19 protein-coding genes are annotated in these 20,052 nt (G+C 68.7%); 7 read left to right on the plus strand and 12 right to left on the minus strand.

Translation table 11 applies throughout. The annotated features are described in order from the left end of the window. Positions 1-66 precede the first annotated feature (66 nt). The 9 genes from ACZ4WQ_RS40140 to ACZ4WQ_RS40180 form a co-directional block, all read right to left on the minus strand. Entirely contained in the window at positions 67-1,371 is a 1,305-nt protein-coding gene (locus ACZ4WQ_RS40140) for a DUF4407 domain-containing protein (protein ID WP_311726485.1), read from the minus strand. After that, positions 1,364-2,443, minus strand: a complete 1,080-nt coding sequence (locus ACZ4WQ_RS40145; protein ID WP_311726486.1) for a hypothetical protein — start codon at positions 2,441-2,443, stop codon at positions 1,364-1,366. Before ACZ4WQ_RS40145 ends, ACZ4WQ_RS40140 begins: the two co-directional genes overlap by 8 nt. A 72-nt stretch (positions 2,444-2,515) precedes the next feature. Next, positions 2,516-4,708, minus strand: coding sequence for a hypothetical protein (locus ACZ4WQ_RS40150; RefSeq protein WP_311730294.1), 2,193 nt, complete (start codon positions 4,706-4,708; stop codon positions 2,516-2,518). Next, positions 4,701-5,279, minus strand: a complete 579-nt coding sequence (locus ACZ4WQ_RS40155; RefSeq protein ID WP_468022797.1) for a nucleotidyl cyclase domain-containing protein — start codon at positions 5,277-5,279, stop codon at positions 4,701-4,703. The genes ACZ4WQ_RS40150 and ACZ4WQ_RS40155 overlap by 8 nt, the downstream gene beginning before the upstream one ends. Positions 5,280-5,561: 282 nt before the next feature. After that, positions 5,562-6,290, minus strand: a complete 729-nt coding sequence (locus ACZ4WQ_RS40160) for a Crp/Fnr family transcriptional regulator (protein ID WP_311730292.1) — start codon at positions 6,288-6,290, stop codon at positions 5,562-5,564. 244 nt (positions 6,291-6,534) lie between these two features. Next, entirely contained in the window at positions 6,535-7,617 is a 1,083-nt protein-coding gene (locus ACZ4WQ_RS40165) for a tartrate dehydrogenase (RefSeq protein ID WP_398370679.1), read from the minus strand. Positions 7,618-7,759: 142 nt separating this feature from the next. Beyond that, a complete protein-coding gene (locus ACZ4WQ_RS40170) occupies positions 7,760-8,671 on the minus strand; it encodes a LysR family transcriptional regulator (RefSeq protein ID WP_311730290.1) in 912 nt (303 codons plus the stop codon). A 71-nt stretch (positions 8,672-8,742) separates the two neighbouring features. Next, positions 8,743-10,131, minus strand: coding sequence for a C4-dicarboxylate transporter DctA (dctA, locus tag ACZ4WQ_RS40175; protein WP_311730289.1), 1,389 nt, complete (start codon positions 10,129-10,131; stop codon positions 8,743-8,745). Between the two features lie 212 nt (positions 10,132-10,343). Continuing rightward, a complete protein-coding gene (locus ACZ4WQ_RS40180) occupies positions 10,344-11,069 on the minus strand; it encodes a DUF4232 domain-containing protein (RefSeq protein WP_398370676.1) in 726 nt (241 codons plus the stop codon). A gap of 245 nt (positions 11,070-11,314) precedes the next feature. On the opposite strand from ACZ4WQ_RS40180, the gene ACZ4WQ_RS40185 reads away from it, so the two are divergent. After that, positions 11,315-11,785 (plus strand): hemerythrin domain-containing protein, encoded by a 471-nt coding sequence (locus ACZ4WQ_RS40185; RefSeq protein ID WP_311730287.1) that lies wholly within the window; start codon positions 11,315-11,317, stop codon positions 11,783-11,785. 78 nt (positions 11,786-11,863) lie between these two features. On the opposite strand, the gene ACZ4WQ_RS40190 is transcribed toward ACZ4WQ_RS40185, so the two are convergent. Further along, a complete protein-coding gene (locus ACZ4WQ_RS40190) occupies positions 11,864-12,586 on the minus strand; it encodes a VOC family protein (protein ID WP_398370674.1) in 723 nt (240 codons plus the stop codon). 315 nt (positions 12,587-12,901) lie between these two features. Here ACZ4WQ_RS40190 and ACZ4WQ_RS40195 point away from each other — a divergent pair, with 315 nt between their 5' ends. The 3 genes from ACZ4WQ_RS40195 (at position 12,902) to ACZ4WQ_RS40205 (ending at position 16,210) form a co-directional block, all read left to right on the plus strand. Then, positions 12,902-13,408, plus strand: a complete 507-nt coding sequence (locus ACZ4WQ_RS40195) for a hypothetical protein (RefSeq protein ID WP_385342511.1) — start codon at positions 12,902-12,904, stop codon at positions 13,406-13,408. A 240-nt stretch (positions 13,409-13,648) separates the two neighbouring features. After that, positions 13,649-15,907 carry a protein kinase domain-containing protein gene (locus ACZ4WQ_RS40200; protein WP_385342509.1) on the plus strand — a complete coding sequence of 753 codons (2,259 nt, stop codon included), beginning with the start codon at positions 13,649-13,651 and terminating at the stop codon, positions 15,905-15,907. A gap of 63 nt (positions 15,908-15,970) precedes the next feature. Next, positions 15,971-16,210 (plus strand): prevent-host-death protein, encoded by a 240-nt coding sequence (locus ACZ4WQ_RS40205; protein ID WP_385342507.1) that lies wholly within the window; start codon positions 15,971-15,973, stop codon positions 16,208-16,210. Between the two features lie 19 nt (positions 16,211-16,229). Here ACZ4WQ_RS40205 and ACZ4WQ_RS40210 read toward each other — a convergent pair whose 3' ends face one another. After that, the gene (locus ACZ4WQ_RS40210) at positions 16,230-16,664 is read right to left on the minus strand and encodes an ATP-binding protein (protein ID WP_398371787.1); all 435 of its coding nucleotides are present in this window, start codon (positions 16,662-16,664) and stop codon (positions 16,230-16,232) included. Between the two features lie 180 nt (positions 16,665-16,844). Here ACZ4WQ_RS40210 and ACZ4WQ_RS40215 point away from each other — a divergent pair, with 180 nt between their 5' ends. The 3 genes from ACZ4WQ_RS40215 to ACZ4WQ_RS40225 all read left to right on the plus strand — a co-directional run bounded on the left by ACZ4WQ_RS40215 (position 16,845) and on the right by ACZ4WQ_RS40225 (position 18,922). Continuing rightward, positions 16,845-17,759, plus strand: coding sequence for a helix-turn-helix domain-containing protein (locus tag ACZ4WQ_RS40215; protein WP_398370671.1), 915 nt, complete (start codon positions 16,845-16,847; stop codon positions 17,757-17,759). After that, positions 17,722-17,850 (plus strand): DUF397 domain-containing protein, encoded by a 129-nt coding sequence (locus ACZ4WQ_RS40220; protein WP_468022798.1) that lies wholly within the window; start codon positions 17,722-17,724, stop codon positions 17,848-17,850. The genes ACZ4WQ_RS40215 and ACZ4WQ_RS40220 overlap by 38 nt, the downstream gene beginning before the upstream one ends. A 283-nt stretch (positions 17,851-18,133) precedes the next feature. Continuing rightward, positions 18,134-18,922 (plus strand): hypothetical protein, encoded by a 789-nt coding sequence (locus tag ACZ4WQ_RS40225; protein WP_398370669.1) that lies wholly within the window; start codon positions 18,134-18,136, stop codon positions 18,920-18,922. Between the two features lie 442 nt (positions 18,923-19,364). On the opposite strand, the gene ACZ4WQ_RS40230 is transcribed toward ACZ4WQ_RS40225, so the two are convergent. Next, positions 19,365-19,871 carry a hypothetical protein gene (locus ACZ4WQ_RS40230; protein ID WP_358843352.1) on the minus strand — a complete coding sequence of 169 codons (507 nt, stop codon included), beginning with the start codon at positions 19,869-19,871 and terminating at the stop codon, positions 19,365-19,367. Between the last annotated feature and the right edge of the window lie 181 nt (positions 19,872-20,052).

The raw sequence follows: 20,052 nt of genomic DNA on the forward strand, positions 1-20,052 counted from the left end.
CCGTGAACGTCCGGGTGGCCGCCCCGGGGCTGAGGCCGGGGCGGCTTGCTGCTACGCGGACGGCGATCAGACTGACGAGGTGCGCCGCAGTTCTTCCTCCAGCGAGTTCACCGCCTGACGGACCCGGATATGCATCGCCGCCGTGTGCTCGCGGTGGGCGGCTTCGGACTCGGCCCGGCTCCGCCTGACTTCCTGCTCAATCGCGTCCTGGGCGATCTCGGTATCCGCCATTGCCCGGCGCTCGGCCAGCCGCAACCTCTCGCTGTGGATCTTGACTGCACTGTTGCTCTCGCTGGTGAGCATCCGGTCGTAGGCGCTCTCGCCCCCGAGGAACTTCACCAGCACGGGCAGCGCGTCGAGGAGTACGAAGAGCACCCTCACCAGCCATATGCCGACGAAGAGCACCGGATTCCCGCCGGCCAGCTCGTCCAGCGCGCGCATCCGCTCCAGGACGCCGATCTCCTTTTGTTTCGCCCGCTCCTTCGCGAGACGCTGCTCAACTCCTTTGGCCCGCTCCTGGAGGAAGCTGCCACGCGAGGTCGTCAGCTGACCCCCTATCTCGGATATGCGGTCGTTCATGGCCTCCAGGCGCCGCTCGTTCTCCTCGGTGTGATGCGTGGCCCGGTAGTCCTTCGCCGTCTCCCGCAGCCGCAGACACTCGGACGTCCGCTGGAAGAGCCCGGTGGAGGCGACACGGATCAGCCGCCGGCACTCGTCCCGGACCTCCTCGTCGATGTCGTCCAACTTGTCGTTGTCCTGGTCGACCCGCTTCTGGAGCGCGGCGGCGTCCGAACGTATCGATGCGAGTTCGTCGGACTGCCCGCCGGGCGTCGAGCCGAAGGTGAGGACGTACCGGCCGCAGCCCGCGACCGGCTTGACCTCGGTCCCATCCGGCACGGGATTGCAGCGCACCAGATTGCCCCGCAACTGGTCCAGGGCGTTGTTCCGGTGGTCCGCGATGCGTTCCTCCACGGCGGTCGCGAAGATGCGCAGCACCAGTGGCTCGGCGATCACGGCGCCGAGCACCAGGGCGATCATCAGCCGTAGCAGGAGCGGACCGACCCGGCGTCGCGCGTTCGGTTGCGGGGTGACCAGCCAGCGGTCGAGGTTGAGGATGAACAGCATCCAGATCACGGTCGGAATCAGGGCCAGAAACGATGCCCGGCCCAGCGCCTCCGTCGCGAAATTCCACATGGAGAAGGCGGCGATGACAGCGGTGCCAAGCACCACTCCGCCGAGCGCCGTGTACTTGTTCCGCTCGTACCGGACTCTGGCGAGCAGGTCCTCGTCGACGCCGGTCAGGGTGCGCAACCGGCGCGCCAGATCGAAACGCCCGGGTGAGGGCTCTGCTGAGGCCGCCGAGTCAGTCAAGGAGATCGTCCTCATCCTTGATGAAGCCGTCTTGCGGGTGCCCTGGCCCTCCCGTGCGCCTGGACGCGTTCGGTCCGGAACGCCCCCGCCCGGACTCAACGGCGCGAACGGCCGGGTCGGCGCGGCCGGGGCCGGGGTCGAGCTGTCCGCCCATGTCCCGCAGCACCTGATCGAGCACTTGGTGGTAGTCGATGAAGTCGTCAGTGGAACCCATCTGCCGCAGCAGGGTGAGTACGACCTCACGCCGCATCTGTGCCTGCGCCGTCTCCAGGGCGTGAGCGTGTGCCCGGTCCCCGTCAGCGGCCCGCTCGCTCCGGGCGGACTCCTCGTGGGCGGTCTGGTGGATCCGTGCCGCCGCCTGGGCCACGTCGATCCGGTCCCTGACGATGCCGAAGGCGTCCGCGTAGTCGGATCCCTGGGAGAGGAGCTCGGCTATTCGCTGGGCGTCCTGCGTCTCGAAGTCACGCTGGCCACGGATGAGCTCCTGGGAGCGGCGCTCGTCGCGCAGTGTCTGCTCCCAGGTCCGCAGATCCTCCGAGACCTGTACCTCGGCGCCGACGAACTCCACGCTCATCCCGGCGACACGGGGCGTCACGATGGCGCTGTACGCGGTCAGGCGGCGCGTCACCTCGCGACGCACCACATTCACCTCCTCCACGCGATATCCGGCGCTCGACCTGGGCAGCTCGCTGTCGCCCGCGAGATAGGCGCGCAGCGGGACGGTCACATCGACGATCCCCTGCCGGGCGATGACCGTGGGGTCGGTCACCTGGCAGGTGAAGGAGGCCCGGATCGTGAAGTTGTCGGCTTCGCTCACCGACGGAACGGTTCGTTCGACTTCCACCAGCCGCGCCCTGACGTCCACCAGGCTGACCGATGACGCGTCGAGCACGTCGGCGTGAGACGGGTCGAACACCATGCCTTCGGGGAACTGTCGGTAGTTCCCGCCGACCCTGAAGACGTAGACCGCGCCGGGCGGCAGCTCCGGCACGTCGTCGCGACGGCGTCGTCGCGACCACCAATTTCCCTGGACTGCGCCGAGCACATGCTCCGCGACTACCGGGTAGTTCACTTGCTTCGTCCTCCTTGAGGCGATGGGACAGTGTTGAGGAAAGGGGACATGGGGGTGGTTGCCCACCAGCGGCTAGTTGCTCAGCGATCCGAGCAGCACATGGGCCAGCTCGCGGGCGCCGGGAATCGCGTACTCGGGGTGGTTCAAAGCGGTGGGCAGGTCCTTGCGCAGCGCATCCCACTGCCGAGGACTCATCTCCGCGTGCATCGCCTCGCCGAGATGACATACGACGTCGGCGCCCTGAGGTTCGTCACGCAGTGCCACCAGCGTGCGGCACAGGGCGCCGACGGCCCTGCGACGGCAGACGCTGAGCAGCACACTGGTCCACAGCGAGCCGAGGTGACGCGCGCCATCCGGAATGCCGCTCAGCAGCGCGGCCGGGAGCGGGCCGGTCCCCTCCAGCTGGTGGGCCTCCAGCAGTTGCACAGTTGCCCGCAGCGCATGGGAACGGGCTGTGGACCGACGGGGCGTTCCGGCTATCCGAGTGCGTACGTAGCGGAGCATGAACACCGCGCGGTCGGGCTCCCGCTCGGCGGTCTGGAGGAGGAGGACCAGCGAACGGCGCGCGGCGAAGGCCATGCGCTCGCCCCGATGCGTCAGAAACCACAGCCAGTTAAGCGCTTCGAGGCGGTAGAGCGAACCGAGCCGTCCAGTGAGTGCCATGGCCGATGTGATGGCCCGCTCGGGCCCCTTTCGATCGGCCCAGCCCAGCGCCACGTTGAGCGCCTGAGGCGCCAGATGCGGGTCGTCGCACATGAACTGAAGCGTGAGCGCGGTCGTCACGCGCTGGCTGGTGATGCCGCCGGCCCAGGTCCGAAGGAGGTTCTCGTCCACCTCGACGAGCGCGTGGCGGGCGAGCAGCGCGACGCCACGGGCCACTTCGGCACGGACGTCCAGGTCGTCAACCAGCGAGAGCCCGCTGAGCCACTGCCGCAGTGGGTACCAGAGTTCGTACCCGTACAGGTCGTGCAGCTCGGCGATGGCCAGTTCGCGAATCCGAGGTGAGTGGAAGACGATCCGCCGCTCGCTGCGGCTGGGATCCTGTCCCGGACCGGCTCGGCGCTCAGTCCGCACAAGTCCGACCGCTTGTTCCTTCCACCGGGCGCGGGTCTGCCTGAAGACCACGCCGCGCCGTGCGGTCGTGGCCGCGCCGTCCGCCTCGGCGGCGGGGAGCTCACCTGTCTGCTCCCAGTCGCGGACATGGGCGCTGAGCTGGACGGAATGCTGCTCGAAGGTGCGTTCCGGGACTCCCTCCAGAAACGCGAGGGCCGCCAGTGGCAGCAGATCACCGGCAGGCGGCTCCTTGTGAAACCAGTTTCGGACGAGTTCCCTGTCGCTGTCCGTCAGCGCCTTCAGCGCGACGTCCGGTCCGTCGGCGAGTCCAGTGGCCGCGGCGACGACGTCCGCCGGGCGGCGCAGCTCCTTGACGCGCTCCAGCAGCTCCGCCGGGAGGTCCGACGGGACATCCGGTGCCGAGGGCAGCTGGGTGCAGTGGTGGAAAAGCTCCAGTGGATCCGGTGTGTGCCATGGGACGCAGTAGTCCCGAAGCGCCAGCCGCCGCCGGGTGTCCTCGGCAGCCGTGATCACCAGGTAGGAGCCCTTGCCCTGTAGCTCCTCGCTCAGCCGCTTTATCCCGAACGCCTGCACCGCGTCGACATGCGTCTCCCCGACGTAGTCGAGGATCACGTAAGCCTGGCCGGCCTTGATGTCACGCGACGCGGCCAGGTCGGCCAGCGAGTTGGCGGGCGACAGACTCCGCAGTCCGGCCCCGCCGCCCGTGATCTTTCTGAGCAGTGCGAAGGAGCCTGCCGCGCGCCCGCTGTTGTCCTGGCCGGTCAGGACAACGATGTGCTCCGATTCAAGCTTGCCGAACGCCTCGTCGAAGCACGGCTGCGGGCCCAGGTAGAACCGCAGCGCCTTGTCGATCTCCGATGGCGCCACCGAGCCGGGAGCGAGCCCGGGGGTGGCGGCCGTACCGAAGCCGAACGCCGCGCCGGACGCGTCCACGGAAGCGTAGAAGTTGTTGTGAACTGTCTGCTGTCCCAGGACGCGGCGGAGGTCGTCGTAGCCTTTGCCGTCCTTCTCCTTTTCGTCCGGCTCGGGCTGCTCCACGTTCTCGGCGCGGGGGTGGGAGCCGGAGTCGTCGCCCGGCCGCTCCGTCGGCCCGGGGCTCTCCTGCTGTTCCTGAAGAGGCCCCTCAAGACCGGGGACGGGTGGTTCGCCGAGCCCGTCCGACAGGTCCCAGCCCTCGGCGTCGTCAGCCACCGGTACTCCCGCCGAAGCCGATGACACCGCCGCGCAGGTCCACGGGGGCGGTGAAGTTGGTGACGCTGATCTGCTCGCCCCGGTAGTCGTTACGGACCATCGAGTCGCTGTCGCGGTTGTCGTCGACGGGCGGCCGCGGCCTCGGCGTCGCGGGCCCGCCGGTTCGGGGGCCGGATCCGGGCCCGTGCGCATCGTGTCCCGGGACGCGGAGCCAGGCGACGGCCTCGCACTCCTTCTCGTTCACGACGACACGGCGGAAGTCGGCGCCGGAGAGGGTGGTGTGCCCGCCGGCCACCGTGGACCGGTAGACGTCGTCGGACAGCAGCAGCGCAAGGTGGGCGCCGTGGTGTGCTTTCAAGGCGTCGTAGAGGTGACGGGAGCTGAGCAGCCGTGCGGTGGTGACCACGGTCGAGCCGGCGAACCCGTTGTCCGCCAGTTCCACCGGACCGTGGTGGACGGCGGCCCGCAGCCTCATCCGGGCGGAGGGGACACGCACTTCGTTGTACGCGCGCAGCTCGGACACCAGGTGCCGGACGAAGTCGTCGACCAGGCGCGGCTCCGTGCCGTCCATGGGATGGACGGCCAGTTCCTCGTCCCCCTTGCGCTGGATCTGCCAATGGGAACGGTCCAGTCCGGTGCTCCTCGCGGCTCGGGAAAGGAGCCGCGGCAAGTCGTGCTGGATCTCGGACTGTCTACGGTCGTTGTTGCCTCCGTATACCTGCGCGTCAACGGCTACGCATGTGCAGGGGTAGAACCCGGACCACTCGGCCACCCGGCCATTCCTCTCTCTGACGGCACTTCCTGCGAAGTGCTGCCGGAGACGCTAGGAGGATGATCGGTCCTTGATTCCATCTCAATATGGGTTCTCATCAAATACTTTGGCGAACACGAGGAGCTTCGGCACATCACAGACCGTAATCTGCCGGAAGCCGCGCTCCACCAGCCCCCGTCGGGAGAGAGACGCGAGCGCCCTCTCGGCCGTCGGCGTGGCCAACCCGGCGAGCGAGGCCAGTTCGGACTGGCTGAGCGTCACACGCGAACCGTATGTCCGGCTGAGTTCCGCGATCACCCGCGCCAGTCGGGTGGTCGCGTCATAGGCGCGGAAGTCGACGCGACGCCGGTTGGCCCAGCGCAGTCGCCCGCTCAGCATGCCCAGCATGGCCTTCATCGCGTCCGGGTGGCGGGTGAGGAAGGTCTCCAGCGCGGGCATCTGGATGACGCGAACCCTCACGTCACTACAGGCGATGACGGTGCCGGATCGGGGGCGGTCCTCGAACGCGGCCATCTCACCCACGAAGTCACCGGCCACCCGGACGGCGAGCAGCATCTCGTAACCGCTCTCCGAACTGGCGACGACCTTGACCACGCCGCGGGTGAGCAGCAAGACGTGCCGACCTTGATCACCCTGCTGCAAGAGGTGACGATGAGTCGGGTACTCCATGGGGGTCCCCTGACTCAGCAGATCTTCCAAGGCGCCGCTCCCCAGCCGCCCGAGGAAGGTGGCATCCGGCCACGCGTATTTCATCCGTCTCCCGACCGTCCCAGGTTGCGGTGCGATGCGCTTTTCGCGCAGCCAGACCATGGTGTCGCCGGGGCAGGAGAAGGCAAGTGGACAGGAAGTACATGGCTTGATTATTCGCCTTACCGCCCACTATTGATCGAACAGGCGTGCCTGCTTTCGCGCCGATGCCCGAAACGATCTTTGACGGCTGAGAGGGCCGCGGAAGCCTCTCGTGATCCATATCCATTTTCATGTTTCAAGATCAGGCCGTTGCGATACGCCCAATCCCTTTGCCCCATCGGCCGGGAGATTCCGCTGAGCGCCGTCAGGCGTTCAGCCCGTCGATGAGGGCCTTGGTGACGTCGTCGGTGGTGGCCGTGCCGCCGAGGTCGCGGGTGAGGATGCCGGCGGCGGTCGTGGCCTCGATCGCCCGGTGCAGGCGGGCGGCCTGGGCGGGGAGGCCGAGGTGGTCGAGCATCAGGGCGGCGCTGCCAACCGCGCCGATCGGGTTGGCCAGGCCCTGGCCCGCGATGTCGGGGGCGGAGCCGTGGACGGGCTCGAACATGCTGGGGAAGCGGCGCTCCGGGTTGAGGTTGGCGCTGGCGGCGAGGCCGAGGCTGCCGGCGAGGGCGCTACCGAGGTCGGAGAGGATGTCGGCGTTGAGGTTGGAGGCGACGACGACGGAGAGGTCCTCGGGGCGGAGGACGAACTTCGCGGACATCGCGTCGACGAGGACGCTCTCGGTCTCCACGTCCGGGTAGTCGGCGGAGACGCGCTTGAAGACGTCGTCCCACAGCACCATGCCGTACTGCTGGGCGTTGCTCTTGGTGACGGAGGAGACCTTGCGCCGGGTGCGCGTGCGGGCGAGGTCGAAGGCGAAGCGCGTGATGCGTTCGCAGCCGACCTCGGTGAACAGGGCGGTCTGGACGGCCACTTCGCCGCCCTGGCCGCGCCCGGAGAGGTTACGGCCGCCGAGGCCGGCGTACTCGCCCTCGCTGTTCTCGCGGACGACGACCCAGTCGAGCTCGGTGTCGTCGGCCTTGCGCAGCGGGCTGGTGACGCCGGGGAGGAAGTGGACGGGGCGGATGTTGGCCCACTGGTCGAAGCTCTGGCAGATCTTCAGGCGCAGGCCCCAGAGGCTGATGTGGTCGGGGACGGTGGGCCAGCCGACGGCGCCGAAGTAGATGGCGTCGAAGTCCTTCAGCTGGTCGAGACCGTCCTCGTCCATCATCTTGCCGGTGCGCTCGTAGTACTCGCAGCCCCAGGGGAACTCCTCCCACTCGAACGCGAAGGCCCCGGCGGAGTCCTCGGCCAGGGCGTCCAGGACGGCACGTCCGGCGGCGGCGACCTCCTTGCCCACACCGTCGGCGGGGATGGCGGCGATACGGAACGTACGAGGTGCGGTCATGGCGGCGGCCCTCCGGCTCGCTGGGGTGCGGTCGGTTCGAGTCAACACAGGGCGGTCGCGGCGCGTCCAAGATGTGCTTCCGATGCGACCCATAGGTGCGGCCGATGGGTTCCGCGCAAGCGTTACGCGTAGGCGTTGCGCGTCAGCCTTCGGGTCCGTCGCTCCGCGCCCGCCGCTGGGCGAATGACCTGGTCAGGGCGAGAAAGGCGTGGGCCGCGGGGGTGAGGTGGGCGGGCAGGCCGACCATCGCCACATGCAGCTGGGCGGTCGGTTCGATGGGCGCGACCACGGCGCCGCAGCGGCGCGCCAGCCGGGTCCAGGAGGATGGCAGCACGGCGGCGCCGACCCCGGTGAGGACCAGCGGCAGGATGGACGTCCGGTGGTCGACGACCGCCACGATCTCCGTCCCCGTGCCGCCCGCGGTGATGTCGTCGACGATGCTTCGCATCAGGCTGCCCGGACGGGACGCGATCAGCTTCTGCCCCGCGAGGTCCTCGGGCCGGATCGTGACCCCGTCCTCGATCGCCCCGCCGGGCGCCGCGACGACCACGAACGGCTGGTCCTCGACGTGCAGGACATCCAGCCCGGACGGGTGCGCGGGCGCGGCGCTGCCCAACAGGCCCAGTTCGCAGGCGCCGCTGCGGACCAGCGAGACGACCTCGTCCGGGGTGAAGGCGGCCCGCGTGCTCACCGTGACGGACGGATGCAGCTCGGCGAAGCGCTGGATGAGCGTGGTCAGCGGCTCGATGCCGGGCGAGGGCATGGTGGCGACCTCGACGGTGCCGCCGTGCAGCCCGGTGAGCGCGGCGGCGGTGTCCCGTACGGCGGCCAGGTCCCGCAGGACGCGCCGGCTGGGCTCCAGGAGCTCCGCGCCCGCCTCACTGAGCACCACTCCCCTGCCGACCCGGTGAAAGAGGGCCACCCCGAGGTCGGCCTCCAGGTTGGCCATGGCCTGGGAGAGCGAGGGCTGTGCCACGTGCAGCGCGGCGGCGGCCTTGCTGAAGCCGCCGTGGTCGACGATGGCCAGGAAGTACTCGAGCTGCCGGGCGTCCATGGTGCCTCCCCGGTCGTTTTCGGCTGCGGAGGGCCAACCTATCCGCCGGGCAGCCGCCGCCCGGTCCACCGCTACCTGCTGGTTTCCGTACCTCCGTAGCCGTGGCCGTAGCCGTGCCCGGATCCGTGGCCGGCTTGGACGGGCACGGGGGTCATGGTTTGTCGGTCCGCCGCGCGGCCGGAGAGGACCGCTCTCGCCCTCGCCAGGTCCACGCCGTTCTCCCACCTGGCGACCACGAGGGTGGCGACGGCGTTGCCGAAGAAGTTCACCAGCGCCCGGCACTCCGACATGAACTTGTCGATGCCGAAGATGAGCATGATGCCCGCCGCCGGAACGTGCCCGACCGTCGACAGCGTCGCGGTGAGGGCGATGAAACCGCCGCCGGCCACCCCGGCCGCGCCCTTGGACGTCAGCAGCATGACCGCGAGCAGGCCGAGTTGCTGGGTGATGGACAGGGGCGTGTCGGTGGCCTGGGCGATGTAGAGCGTGGCGAGCGAGAGGTAGATCGCCGCACCGTCGAGGTTGAAGCTGTAGCCGGTCGGCACGACCAGCCCGACCGTGGAGCGTTCGACCCCCATGTGCTGGAGCTTGCGCATGAGCCCCGGCAGCGCGGGCTCGGCGGTCGAGGTGCCGAGGATCAGGAAGAACTCCTCCTTGAAGTAGCGGAAGAGCTGGAAGATGTTGAGCTTCACATACGCGGCGAGCACACCGCCGAGCACGACCACGACGAACAGGACGGACGTGGCGTAGAAGAGCAGGATCAGCGATCCGAGGCTGGTCAGCGTGGACAGACCGTACTTCCCGATGGCGTACGACATCGCGCCGAAGGCCCCGAGCGGGGCGGCCTTCATGACGAACGACAGCACCTTGAAGACGACCTCGGTCAGCCGGCCGGCGCCCGCGATGAACGGCTCGCCCGCCTTCCCCACGGCCTTGAGCGCGATGCCGAAGATCACCGCCAGGAAGATCACCTGAAGGATGTCGCCCTCGACGAACGGGCCGAAGACGTTGCTCGGCACGATATTGGTGAGGAATTCCCACCAGTGCTGGTGCTCGCCCTTCGCGATGTACTGACCGGCGTCGCCCGAGGTGTCCAGGGTCGACGGGTCGGCGTGTACGCCGTCGCCGAGGCGGAAGACGTTGATCGCCACCAGCCCGGTCAGCAGGGCGACGATCGTGCCGGCCTGGAAGTACGTCAGCGCCTTGAGGCCGGTGAGCCCGACCTTCTTCAGGTCCGCGACCCCGGCGATCCCACCGATGATGGTCAGGAAGACGATCGGGCCGATCAGCATCTTCATCGCGGTGATGAACGTCGTGCCGATCGGCTCCATGGAAGTGGCCAGATCCGGCCACCTCCAGCCCAGCACGATGCCGACCACAATGGCCACCAGCACCTGGACGTACAACTGCCGGTACCACGGTTTCGCCGCGACTCGCTCGGTGTCCGGGGTATGCGTCATTGCAGCCTCCCTGATCGCGCGAGGCCGAGCCCGATCGGTCCGCGCTGATGTGAGCCACAGTGAACCGGGCTGTCCGCGGGAGGGTCCACGACCAAAAATCGATGCCCCGTATAGGCAGCGCCTATCTGATGGTGAAACGGAAAGTCCGCTGCCCTGGTGTGGCGCACCGGGGCAGCGGACCTTGATGGCTTCCGTGGGCGACTGTGGGTTGGTCAGCCGATGGGGTTGACGAAGGTGGCGGGGCGGGTGGCGCCGCGCTGGTCGACGAGGGAGTCGTTCTCCCAGGGCCACTCGATCTTGAGGGACTTGGTCTCGTTGGGCGGGGTGATCTCGACCCAGGCCGGCTGGTAGAAGCCCTCTTCCTCCTTGGTGAAGGCAAGGTTGAGGGTGAACGAGGTGCTCTGGCCACCCTCCAGCTCAAAGGAGCTCCACTTCTGCGAGGACCGGGCCAGCGACCAGCGCTCGCCACCGTTGATCGAGGTCAGGTCCACACCGGGGAAACCGCCGATCCGGCAGGAGCTGGTGCTCTTGTTGATCAGCACGATCGAGGCGGTCGTCGAGCCCCCGTCCTCATCCGGCACCGGAAGCGCGTCCTCACCCGTGGCGAACGCGGCCTCCAGGTTCTCGGTCCGGCACCGCTCGACACCCGCGTGCGCCCTGCCGCCACCCTCGGCGGCGGCCTGCTCGCCGCCCGCCTCCGAGCCACCCTTGCCCTTCGCGTCGGAACCCTGCGCACCACCGGAAGAACCCGAGGAACCCGAGGAACCCGAGGAACCCGAGGAGCTGCTTGACCCGGCCGGGGCCCCATCGGCCGGACCCGCGGACTTCGCGTCACCGTTGCAGGCCGTCAGGGTCAGCGCGGCCGCCGCGGTCAGGACCGCGGCGGCAACGCGGAAGGAGCGGCGGCGGGCGATACGGGCAGTGGTGTTGGAGCGCATTTCGGGTCCCCCAAGGGCAGTTGGTGTCGTCGTCTGCTCGGTACGACAACAACTCTGGCCGGGGCCACTACCGCACCACTGCCGCCCCACTAACATCCCGCTAACACGACAGTGACCAGGGAAAAGACGCCAGCAAGTGCGGTAGTGTGCGGGAAGCGTCGCGTGCCGGTGGCAGACCGTGTCAGGCATGGAGGCGCCGGATCGAAGGAGGCCGACGATGTACTCGTCGCACCCTTCGCTCTCGCGTGACTGAGCGCGAGACGACCAGGCTCGTTGCCTGGAGCCAAGAACTCCGTCAGGTGCACCGCCGACTACGCGAGGCGCTGTCCGTGACCCGCGCCTCCCTCGCCGACGGCACCCCCGGGGAATCGGCCACCCGTGAACTGCTGCTGTATTGCCACGGCTTCTGCACGGCTCTCGACGGCCACCACCAGGGCGAAGACCGCACCTTGTTCCCGGCCATCGCAGCCGCGCACCCAGAACTGCGCCCGGTGCTGCGCTCGCTCGAGCAGGATCATTCGATGATCGCCCACCTGCTCGGCAGCCTCCGTGCCGCGGTCGACCGGGCCGCGCCGCCTGAGGAGCTCGACCAGCACCTCGAAGGCATCGCCGCGATCATGGAGAACCACTTCCGCTACGAGGAGCGGCAACTGCTCACTGTGCTCGAAACCCTTGAGCTGGCAGCCGTACCCAGAGAGGTGCTGGGCCCGCTCTGACCCTGGACCGGACGTGGATGGCGGCGGACACAGGCGAACGCCTGTGAAACACAGGCCACCCGACGACAGCCAGCCCCGCTACCGGGGCCTCCTTACGGAGAACTCGTTGCCGTCGGGGTCGAGCATCAGCACTCGGACGCCGTCACCCTCGCCGATGTCGGTGCGCGTCGCGCCGAGCGAGATCAGGCGATCGACCTCCGCCTCCCAGTCGGCGTCGGCGGGGAGCGCCAGCTCGAAGTACAGCCTGTTCGTGCCCGTCTTCGGCGCCACCGGAGGACCACCCCACGTGATCTTCGTACCACCGGTCGGCGATTGGATCGCGGTCTCCTGGTCCTGGTCCCAGACCAGCGGCCACCGCAGCGCCTCGCTCCAGAAGTAACCGACCTCCTGCGTACCGTCGCAGGCCAGCGCTCCGATGAAGCCTGTGTCGGCGAGGAACTTGTTGCCCGCCTCGATCACGCAGAACTCGTTGCCGTCCGGATCGGCGAGCACCACATGCCGCTCTTCCGGGAGTTGGCCCACGTCGATGTGTTTCCCGCCGAACTCCAGCGCCCTGGCCACCGTCTGCTGCTGATCCGCCGGGGAGGTGCTCGTCAGGTCGAAGTGCGCCCGGTTCTGGCCGATCTTCGGCTCCTGGCTCGGCAGGAAACGGATGCGGAACCCGGCAGCATCAGGGGGCAGAACAGCGACATCGTCGTCCGGACCGTCGGCCACCGCCCAGCCCAGGACCCCGGACCAGAACCGCGCCAGGTCCGACGGCCGGGTCGCGTTGAAGCAGATCGCGAAAAGTTGACTGGTCATACCCCGTGGTCTCCGATCCACTGATGGTCGATACAGCGCCTGGCCCTCCCCGTGGGCGCAGCCTAGGGGTGTCCGTACGGCACCCGCATCCGCGTTTCGGTCGCGACGTGCCGGTATGTGCAGTTGGCGCCGAAAGCTAAGTACTGGGCGCTCTCGGCGAACGACGTCACCGCCCCCGGTCCACAGAATGAACTCGTAGCCGCGCCCGTGGCCCGCGCGTCCAGGGGGCCGAGAGCGCGCAAGCGCCTGCTGGAGAACACTCCCGCAGGTCAAAGACCCATGGAGCAACAAGCGACAAAGGATCGAGTGATATCCATGAGCAAGAGGCTGATACTCGCTGCAAGCACAGCGGTGTTAGGGGGCAGCCTCATTCTCCCCCAGGCGACCACGTCCTTCGCCGCGTCCTCGGACGCCAAGGCCGCCACGAGTGAGAAGAGCGCCACCGCGTCCCCGACCGCGGGGCTGGAGTGCGGCAGGAACTGGCCGCACCACCGCTCCGCACGCGGCAGTGTGTCGGGGGCCCGCGCCGCCACCCACATCTGCTGGGACAACCGATACAACGCGCGCATCGACTACTCGTCCTCCTGGGTGCAGGACACCAGCAGCAGGGACCGCAAGGCCGCCCGGGCGTACGTGAGGTACGACAAGAAGCACACCGGCCGCTGGGTGCGCCAGTGGTCGGGGCCGCTGGCCACGGACGGGCCTTCGCGCGGAGTCAAGCACTTCCAGTGGGGCGACTCCTCCTCGAAGGGCGTCGTGGTCTACGTCTGCGTCGGCGCCAAGGCGCCCTGGCAGTCGGGGGCCCGCTGCAAGGGCTTCTAGGCGGCACCGACCAGCAGTGATGGGGCTTCCGGGGCGGCGTTGGCCGCCCCGGGGGCCTACACGCGTTTCCTCGGCTGATCGCAGCAGACCGACCGCCCGTCCAGGCTCGTGGTTCCGCCGCTCCGTTGCCCTTCACCGCATGTCGTCTGGCAAACTGCGCTCGACCGTCCCCGGACAACTCCGGTCAGGGGCAGCGGGCATGGGGGCCGGGAACGACGCCCGGGGCCGGAAAGGACGCTGATGGACGACTTGCTCCCGGCAGACCCCGACCAGGTCGGCCCCTACGTCCTGGAGGGGCGGCTCGGCGCCGGTGGCATGGGGCAGGTCTACCTCGGCAGATCTCCCGGCGGCCGTCACGTCGCGGTCAAAGTGATCCGCCCCGAGCACGCCAGGAATCCACAGTTCCGCCGCCGCTTCACCCGGGAGGTCGAGGCCGCGCGGCTCGTCGGCGGCTTCCACACCGCGCAGGTCATCGCCGCCGACCCCGACGCGACATCGCCATGGCTGGCCACGGCGTACATCCCCGGCCCCTCCCTGCACGAGGTCGTCACCACGGACGGCCCGCTCACCCCGGACGCCCTGCACGCCCTGGGGGCCGGGCTCGCCGAAGGACTGGCGGCGATCCATGGGTGTGGTCTGGTGCACCGCGACCTCAAGCCCAGCAACGTCATCATGGCGACCGACGGGCCACGCATCATCGACTTCGGCATCGCCCGTTCCGTGGACGCCAGTGCGCTGACGTCCCTGGGCGTGGTCATCGGCACGTTCGCGTTCATGTCGCCGGAACAGGTGCGCGCGGACCAGGCCGGGCCCGCGAGTGATGTGTTCTCGCTCGGCGCCGTCCTGGGCTTCGCCGCCACCGGGCGCGGCCCCTTCGACGCGGAGACCATTCCCGCGATCGTGCACCGGATCATCAACGAACCGCCGCGGCTCGGCAACCTCTCGGGGGCTCTCCGGGACACCGTCGAGGCGTGTCTGGCCAAGGAGCCGGACGATCGGCCGGCCATCGCGGACGTCCTGGCCGCGCTGGCCCCGGACAGTCAGGTCACCGAAGTCGTGGACAGCAGGGTCCCGTTCGCGGCGCTCGACACCGAGCCGGCCGCCCTGACACCGACGGCCGCGCAGCCACCGACGGCCGGGCGACCGAGCCGCCGGGCAATGCTGGGCCTGGCCGGAGGAGCGGCCGCCCTGATCGGTGGTGGGGTGATCGCCGCGAAGAGCCTTGGCGGCGGCAAGGGCAGGGGCACGGACTCGGACTCGGGCTCGACGCCCAAGATCGCCGATGTGGCGGAAGCGCGTCCGCTGTGGCGGAGCAGCGTCCCGAGGATCGACTCACTCATCGCGCACAAGGGCGGCGTCCTGTGGATCGGGGCTCGGCCGGACTCGGACGAGTCCGCCGAAGCGGTGTGGAGCTTCGACACAGCGGGAAACACGCGCTGGAGACTGCCGCTGCTGGGCGTGGACGTCCTCGGGGCCAGGGGAGTCTGCGCCGGTGTGGTCCGTGACAGCATGCTCTATCTCGGCGCCGGGGGCCCGCTCCCCGTCGATGCCGCGAGCGACGTGGACGCACAAGTGGTCGCCGTGGATCTCGCGAGGGGGAAGCGGACATGGTCAGCGCCCGTTGCCCCGCACCCGTATTACATCGGCTCAATGTCCGGTGGGCGGGACGGGATCGTCTACGCCACCGGCAGCACGATCGAAAGAGGAAACTTCAACATGGTCTGGGCGGTGGACATCGCGTCGCGCCGCAAGATCTGGGAGCGCGAGTTCGCCAAGTCCGCCGGATTCGCCACCGTGGTCGTGCCGCCCTCCGGGAACCGGGTGTTTCACCTGCTCTCCACCTACGGCAGCGGACAGCAGGCCCGCCTCCAGGTGCTCAACGCCCGGAAGAAGGGCGCTCCGGGATGGACGACGCCTCTGCCCGAGGCCATGGGCGATGTCAGCCAACTCCCCAACCTGTGCGCGTCGGGCGGCGCCCTCGTCTACGCGGCCGACCGGCTGACCGCCTTCGACCCCGCCACCGGAGACCGGATCTGGACCAAGAAACGACCCGCGAAAGGGTACGGAGGCTTCGGTATCCCGGCGGCGAACGCGAACAGCTCGCAGGTCTTTGTCACCACGCAGACCGCGGACGCCGCCGGACGTACGACCTTGACGCTCCACGCGCTCGACCCCCGGTCCGGTGAAGAGAAGTGGCGCTCTTCCGTGATGCCCGAAGGCAAGGTCGGCCTGGTGAACCTCCTGGTCGCCGACTCCACCGTCTACGTCCTGGTCGGCCAGCGGATCGCCAGCGACGTGGGCTACTACTACGAGCCGGACGACGACTATCGGTGGCCGTTCATCTGGGCCGTGAACGCGGCGAACGGTAAATCACGGTGGAAGCACAAGCCGTCGGAGACCTTCGAAGCCGCGGCCGGTTTCGGGCGGCTCTACGTCGCCACCGGCGACAGCATCACCGCGCTGTCGGCCACCGCGGGGACGGGCCGCGCGGGCGAGTAGTTCCGACGCGAAGCCATTGGCACCCTGTAGCACCGGCTGGCACGGACGACTACCGTAGGCGATATGAGCGGAAAGCCTGAAATCACCCAACGCGATCTGCGCACCAGGTCCAAGGAGATCATGGACGCCGCCCAGGAAGCTCAGGCCTTCACCCTCACGCGGGACGGGCACCGCAGGCGGTTCGTCCCGCGCGGCGAGTTCGCGGCCATGCCCCGCACTGCTCCCGACATCTCGCTGAACGCCTTCCGCGCCGACCAGGACGCCACCACCAAGCAGGAGCCGGACGACCCTTATGCCCGTTGAGCCGAGCCAAGCGGACCGGTCAGCTGGACGCCCCGACCGCCACCTCCGCCCACACCGTTTTCCCGACCGGGTTACGAGGGGTCACGCCCCAGCGCGTGGCCAGCTGCTCCACGAGCAGCAGCCCTCGACCCGCCTCTTCCTCAGCTGAGGGAGTCGGCGGCCTGGCCGGGAGCCGGTCCTCGCGGGCGTCCGAGACCTCGATGCGAATGGTGCGCGTCGGCACTTCGACGGTGACGCGGAGCCGGAAGTCCCGCCCGGGCACGCGCCCGTGGCGTACGGCATTGGAGGCGAGCTCCGCCACCAGCAGCGACACGGTGCAGGACGTGTCCGAGGCGGGCGAAAACCCCCACTCCTCCATGCGCCGCACGGCGAGCCTCCTGGCGAGCCGGGCCCCGCGCGGTGTCGAGGGGAGCTGCGCGCTTTCGTCCGGCAGCGTGGTGGTCGCCTTCAGCACGGTTGTTGTCCATTTCTGTCCATCGCTCTTTCGCACGATTCGCAGCGTGTGCGCATCGTGACGTTCCGTACTCAAGGTTCGCCTGGCAGGGCTACGCTCAAAAGGCCGTAACGCATTACCTCTCATCCCGTAAGGAACGGAAGTGATGTTTTGGCCAAAGGTATTGATCCCCAGTCGTCCATGGCGGCGCTGTTCGGTTCGCAGGTGCGCAGACTCCGGATGGCCGCAGGGCTGACCCAGGTGGAGCTGGGCGCGAAGACGCACGTGGTCGGCTCCCGGATCACTCAAATCGAGCGGGCCTTGGGAGCGAAACCGACCTTTGAGCTGACGCAGAGGCTCGAGTCCGCCCTCGGGGCGGACAACCTGCTGATCGACATGTGGCCGTACGTGTACCGCGAGGCGTTCCCGGACTGGTCGCGGGCGTTCATGGCTTACTCGGAACGGGCGGTGTCGATCAAGGAGTACGCGGCGCATGTCGTCCCTGGCCTGTTACAGACGGACGACTACGCGAGGGCCGTCCTGAGTGTTGGTCTGTCGCTCACGGGCGAGGAGCACTTGAAGGAGCGAGTCGCCGCCCGTCTCGGTCGGCAGAACCGGCTCACGTCCATCGACCGGCCCGACTTGTGGGTCGTCCTGGACGAGTCAGTACTGAGACGTCCGGTGGGCGGCGCGGCCGTCATGCGGGAGCAGTTGGCCCGGTTGCTGGAGGCATCGGAGCAGCGCCACATCACCGTGCAGGTGCTGCCGTTCGAGCAGGGCGAGCACGACGTGATGGGCGGTTCCATGACCGTGCTGACGTTGCCGGACAGCTCGGAAGTGACCTACACCGAAGGCGCCCATTACGGCCAACTCATCGAAGAACCAAGCGAAGTAAGGCGCTTTGCGGTGACCTACGATCGGCTGCGGGCAGTATCTCTGCCCCCATACATGTCTCTCGACATGATCCGATCCGTGATGGAGGGCAACCACCGTGGAGCGAGTGTCCCGTCCCGATCTGAACGGCGCCGCCTGGCGCAAAAGCAGCTACAGCAATCAGGAGGGTGGCAACTGCGTGGAGGTGGCCGACGGGATCCCCGGCGTCGTACCAGTCCGTGACAGCAAGAACCCTCAAGGCCCGGCGCTGCTCTTCCCGATGACATCCTGGGCGGTCTTCATAACCAGACTGAAGACCGGCCACCGTCCCTGAGCCCACCGGGAGCCGGTCGAAGTCAGCCGTAGTCGGTGTTCCCGCCCCGCCGGGTCCTCGTGCGCGGGGGCCCGGTGGGCCACGAACTCCCCTAAAGAACCTGAGGAAAAGAACCCCCCACCCACCCTCCCTTCCCCCGCATCACCCGTACGAGTGACCGGCTTGCGGGTGCGGGATGCATGCGGTTACGTTCGCCGAAACAACCCCAAACAGACGACGGCCCCCGGCCGGGACTGGCATCCCGAACGAGGGCCTGACCGATCAGGAAGAAGAGACCTTCCCGATGGCTGAGCCGCAGTCTAACGCGCATGCGCGCGCCGACGCCGGAGCATCGACCTCCGGCGTGATCCACATCCGTACTCGACTCGACGCCAACTTCACGGTGATCTCGAACGCCCTCGCGCAACGGCGCGGAAGCGCGGTCACGATCGGCGTCGCGGCCTACATCCTCTCGCTGCCGGATGGCGCACCCGTGAGCATCGCCGCACTGTGCGAGCACTTCACGGAGGGCGAGATCCTGATCTCGCGGGCGCTCAGGGAGTTGGAGGCCGCCGGTTATCTGGAGCGGCGCCGCCAGCGCGGGCCCGGCGGGCTGATTCGTACGCGTACGTACTTCCGCGACGTACCGCAACGCGACCTGCCCGCACCACCAGCGCCGGAACCCACCCCCGCACCCGCTCCCCCGCCGCCACTCGGCGAGGCCGACGAGCAGGCCGTCGCCGTCCTCACCTCGCTGCGGATCGCCGACCCACGGCTGATCCTTTCCGGGCGCGAGGTGGCCGAGCTGGCCCCGGCCGTCACGCAGTGGCTCGCTGCGGGCGTGGGGCCGAGGCAGATCACCGGCGCGCTCACGACCGGCCTCCCGGATTGCTTACGCTCCCGCCCGGCCCGCATCCTGGCCTTCCGCCTCGGCGAACCGCCCCTCCCCGTCCCCGACTCCCCCGCTCACGTGCCCCGCACACCCCCGGCCACTCCCCTGCCCTGGCAGACCTGCGACGGCTGCGAACGCGCCTTCCGTGCGGCAGAACCCACCCGCTGCCGCGACTGTAGAGACCTGTCCGTGGCCTGCTGACACTTCAGCAGGCAGTCGATGGGCGGCAACAGCGGCCCTGGTAGTAATCGTCCTCCTCTTCCTGATGCTGAAACCGGCCGTGGAACGTCGACTTCACGAGTGTGCTGTGCATGGTGATGCTCCTTGGATCGCTGGATCGCTGATGAAGTGGATTGCGGCGCGGACACGTACCGGACGTCTCGGAGGTCCGGGGGCCTGAGCCGCTTGCCTGCCGTCGCTGACATCGACGGATGCCGACGCGGGGCTGCCGCCACGAGGCGGTGAGCAACAGCCTCCGAGTGTCCGGCGGCTACGGCAACGATTCCGGGCGTCCGGGACAGTCCAGGAATGTCCGCGCAGGTCAGAGATGGTGTTCAGTCACGGGCCCACGCCCTGTGGGCCCTGATGCGGAGGTGGGCGGCGCCGGGTGGGCGTATGGCTTCCCGGCCCGGCGCCGCTCTGCTCACCGGGTCTTGTAGTAGGCCGAGACGTAGGAGCCCTGGTTGCCCAGGAGGATGATCTTCAGGCGGTCCTGGCGCTGGAAGTTCTTCGTCCAGACCTTGATGCTGGCGTCGCGGTTGCACCGCTCCTTCTTGTCCGCGATGTACCGTCCGGCATCGACGTTCAGGATCCGCACCCGCATCTGCGCGCGGTTGTTGTAGCACCGCACGAACGCGCCCGCCCACTTGCCCTTCGACTTGTAGGGCTGGGACACCCACTTCTTGCCGTGCCTGTTGAGGTAGTCGCCGGAGATCCAGCTCCGCCACTGACGGTGGGCCGCCGCCTGCACGGTGGCCGCTCCCTTCGCCGTGTCCGTGGAGCCCTGCGCCGAGACCGACTGCTGGATGACCGCGCTCGAAGCCGAGGTCGGCGCGGGAGCCGCGATGGCCTCCGCGGCCGGGCCGGCGGCGACCGCCGCGCCGCACATGACGGCTGCGAGGGCGAGCCCGGTACGCCTGTGTGTGGTCATGGTGAATGTGTCCTTCCGGATGAGTGGAGATGTGAACACCGATCCGGCGAACGCCCCGTGGCGTCGGCCCGGTTGGTGCCTGACATCGAGTTCAGCGGCCGGGGAATTGAATGGCAGCCCCGTTCCGCCGGTCTGATCAATGCCTGCGCCCCAGCTCACAGCTCTTGCCGACCCGGCAGGG

The organism is Streptomyces sp. NPDC028305 (genome assembly GCF_055569495.1).